This is a genomic window from Candidatus Parvarchaeota archaeon (genome assembly GCA_016866895.1).
Classification (GTDB): Archaea; Micrarchaeota; Micrarchaeia; order Anstonellales; family VGKX01; genus VGKX01.
Window position 1 is genome coordinate 1 of sequence record VGKX01000154.1, and the last position, 2,817, is coordinate 2,817.

3 protein-coding genes are annotated in these 2,817 nt (G+C 48.5%); all 3 read right to left on the minus strand.

What is annotated here, in order from left to right; genetic code table 11:
* Positions 1-76 precede the first annotated feature (76 nt).
* Positions 77-1,009 (minus strand): NAD-dependent epimerase/dehydratase family protein, encoded by a 933-nt coding sequence (locus FJZ26_05305; protein ID MBM3229823.1) that lies wholly within the window; start codon positions 1,007-1,009, stop codon positions 77-79.
* 4 nt (positions 1,010-1,013) lie between these two features.
* The gene (locus FJZ26_05310) at positions 1,014-2,222 is read right to left on the minus strand and encodes a class I SAM-dependent methyltransferase (GenBank protein ID MBM3229824.1); all 1,209 of its coding nucleotides are present in this window, start codon (positions 2,220-2,222) and stop codon (positions 1,014-1,016) included.
* A 109-nt stretch (positions 2,223-2,331) separates the two neighbouring features.
* On the minus strand, positions 2,332-2,817 hold a 486-nt coding region (locus tag FJZ26_05315; protein MBM3229825.1), incomplete at its 5' end, for an NAD-dependent epimerase/dehydratase family protein.

A 2,817-nucleotide genomic window follows, 5' to 3' on the forward strand; every position in this document is an offset into this window, starting at 1 on the left:
GGTTGCTTGCTTGCAGGTTGCTTGTTTGCAGGTTGCTTGTTTGCAGGTTGCTTGCTTGCAGGTTGCTTGTTTGCGGCTATTTTTTGAGCACTTTTGATTTGTTTGCCATAAACCATTCAATTGTGCCTTTCAGGCCCTCTTCAAGCGGCATCATCTTATAGCCAGGCACAATCCGCCTGAGCTTTTCTACCCTAAGGCACTTTGACTTTGCGCCAACGTACTTGCTTGTGTCAAATTCGATTTTGCCAAAATCAAAGCCTACACGCCTGCAAATCAGCTGCGAAAACTCCCTTATGCTGTATTCCTCGCCTGCCCCTATGTTGATGACGTCGTTTTCCCTTGTGCCGGAAAGTGTGATAAGGAGGCTTACAAAATCACCCACATGGACAAGCTCGCGCTTTTGCTGTCCATTCCCCCAAAGCACAACACGCTCCCCATACAGCTTGCCACGAAGGATTTTGCGGATAAGATCGAATATGAAGTGCATCTGCCTTCCATCCGTGTGGTAGCCAGGCCCGTAGAGGGTCGAGGGGACAAGGCACAGGTATTTGTGGCCCCACTGCTTTGAGATGGCTTTGGCTCCGCAGTAGAGCATGCGCTTTGTCATTGCATAGGTGAACAGGCTTTCAATTGGGACGCCTGCCATGTAGTTCTCCTCTTTTAGCTCAAGTGCAGGGTCATAAGAGCAGCTTGTTCCCATGAAAATCAGCTTTGCCTGTGGCTGGAATTCGTGCCAGTAGGAAAGCACGCTTGTGTTTATTTTCTGATTTATTATCCACTGCTCGCCTGGATGGTGCAGGCAAAAGTCGCCTGCCTGTGTCCATGCGGCAAGATGGAAGATTTGGCCGAACCTGCCATGTTTCGAGGCAAGAAATTTGGATAGGGCGTTCTGGTCGGTAAGGTCGCAGTTTTTCGAGGTAAGTTTTGTGAGCCTGTGCCCTTTTTCTTCAAGCGCCCTGCACAGGTGCGAGCCTAAAAAGCCAGATGAGCCGGTTACAAGAATTTCCATGGGATCATGCGTCCTTTGGATTTATGGGGAAGTAAAACTCGACACCTGAGTCGATTAGGCTTTTGTAGTTTATAAGTATCTCGGACTTGAAATTCCAAGCAAGAACATAGTAGATGTCCGGCTTTTCCAAAAGCTTCGACTCCAGGACAACCGGAATGTGCATGCCTGGGGAGTAAAGGCCTTTTCTAAGCGGGTTTTTTTCAACCAGGCAGTCGATTATGTTTGTGCCAAAGCCAAAGTAGTTGAGAAGCGTGTTTCCCTTTACCGGTGCGCCAAGGCCGAAGATTTTCTTGCCTGCGCGCTTTGCCTGTTGAACGTACGCTATGTTCCTTTCCTTGAGCTTTTCCACTTGTTCGGCAAATTTCTTGTAGGCCAAAAGCTCGTTGCAGCCCGACTGCTCCTCGGATTTGATAAGCTGCAGCAGCCTGTCTGTTGGCGGCTTTGAGCCTGCGTGGCAGGCAAACCCGATAATTGAGCCGCCGTGGATTGGAGACAGGTATGCGTCAAAAAGCTCAAGGCCGTGGCGCCTGAGAAGCACCTGTATTGTTGACACATTGTAGTAGAGGAGATGCTCGTGGTATATTTGGTCAAAGGCGAGGTTTTCCATGATGCGCTTCATGTAAAGGAACTGCACTACAAAAACCCCTTGCTTGTCCAGAACCTCGCGGATTCCGTCTGTCACCGAGTGGAGCTGCTCCAGGTGGAAAAACACGCCTGCCGCATTTATCACGCAGAACTTTTTGCCAATTTTTTTCGCGCACTCAAGATTGAAAAACTCGTTAAGGGTGGGTATGCCCCACTCATTGGCAATTTTAGCAATTGTTTTTGAGGACTCGACGCCTAGAACATCGTATCCCAGGGCCTTGTAGTGCTTGAGTTGCGTGCCATCATTTGAACCAATGTCAAGCACTGATTTTTGAAACTGCCCAGTTTGCTTGAAAAAAGCCGCATCTACTTGCGCTGCAAGCGACTTGAAGTGCTCATCAAGGGTTTTTGTCATGCCTGAAAGGTACGTGTGGTCTGAAAACATGATTTCCTTTTTTACTGTATAGTCAAGCTGCGCCGTCTTGCACCTGGCGCACCAGACAACCCTTAGCGGGTAAAACGGCTCATGCCCAATCTGCTCTTTTTTTAGAAAGTGGTTGCCCCATGGATGGTTTCCTAGGTCAACTGCAAGCTCCAGACTACCCGAATCGCAAACCCTGCACTCCATTTTCACGCACCAAACCCGCACCAAGAAAAAAAAGTTCGAGGACAAAAATATGTTATATGTCACCCAGGCACTTGCTTTTGGCCAGATAACTAAGCCGTTATGCCCCTCTTTAGTAATTTTTGAACCTGTAGTCCCTGAATGCCTCGTAGCCCTTTACAAGCTCTTCTATGCCCGATTCAAGGGAATACCTGAACTGGAATCCTGTTGAGAGCATCTTGTCGTTTGAAACAATGTAGTTTCTCTTGTCTGGGTCGTGCCCGAACTCCGAGTAAAACAGGTTGAGGGAAGGGATGTGTTTTTTTATCAGCAGGCAAAGCTCCTCCTTTGACAGATTGTAGTCCGGGTGCCCCACGTTGTAAATCTGGTTTTTCATCTTCTCCCAGTTGAGCATGGCCCACATGAATGCCCTTGCCGCATCCCGCACGTGCAAAAAGTTGCGCTTGAACTTGCGCTCATAAAGGACGATTGTCTTGTCAGTGACTGCCTTGAAAACAAAGTTGTTGACAAGCAGGTCGGTCCTCATGCGAAGCGAAAAGCCAAAAAGGGTGGCAAGCCTGAAGCTGATTGAGTTTCCAGCCTCTATAATGGCCTTTTC